Source organism: Bartonella sp. AC535YNZD (genome assembly GCF_042196625.1).
Classification (GTDB): Bacteria; Pseudomonadota; Alphaproteobacteria; order Rhizobiales; family Rhizobiaceae; genus Bartonella.
In genome coordinates, this window is the sequence record NZ_JBHIQP010000101.1 from 1 (window position 1) to 558 (window position 558).

The window sequence follows — 558 nt, forward strand, 5'->3', positions numbered from 1 at the left end:
ATGAAATTTTGGCGACCAAAAATTTCATCCATCATCACTTTTAGATAGGCTTGTTCATCATCATCAATGGAAATCCAGATACTTCCATCATCTGCCAATAAGCGATGTAACAATTCTAGCCTGTCTCTCATAAGGCTTAGCCATAGGGAATGCTCCAAACCATCTTCATAATGTTCAAAGGCATTGCCTGTATTATAAGGTGGATCTATGTAGACACATTTTACCTTCCCCGTATATTCTTGCTCAAGTGCCTTGAGTGCGAGTAAATTATCACCAAAAATAAGTTTATTATCAAAAATATCCTGTGATGATATTTGATGCGCGGCATGATAAGATTTTTCAAGATCTTCTAACAATATACGAGGTTCCAGTTTGGGGCGTTTTTCTTTTCCAATCCAGTTAAGTTCTAATTTTTGTTTATTACGGCTCATTCGTAACCTGCCTCGTTGATATTTATCCAAATAGATCTAATTCTTGTTGTGCAATATCTTTATCTTTGTCGCTTTCTTTTACCACAATCATTGGTTCAAGATTGGCTACATTTAAACTATAATCATC

General features: G+C 35.3%; 1 protein-coding gene. It reads right to left on the reverse strand.

What is annotated here, in order from left to right:
- Positions 1-431: DNA methyltransferase (locus ACFIM8_RS09435; RefSeq protein WP_375608930.1), on the reverse strand; the 431-nt coding region annotated here is incomplete at its 3' end.
- Positions 432-558: the final 127 nt, after the last annotated feature.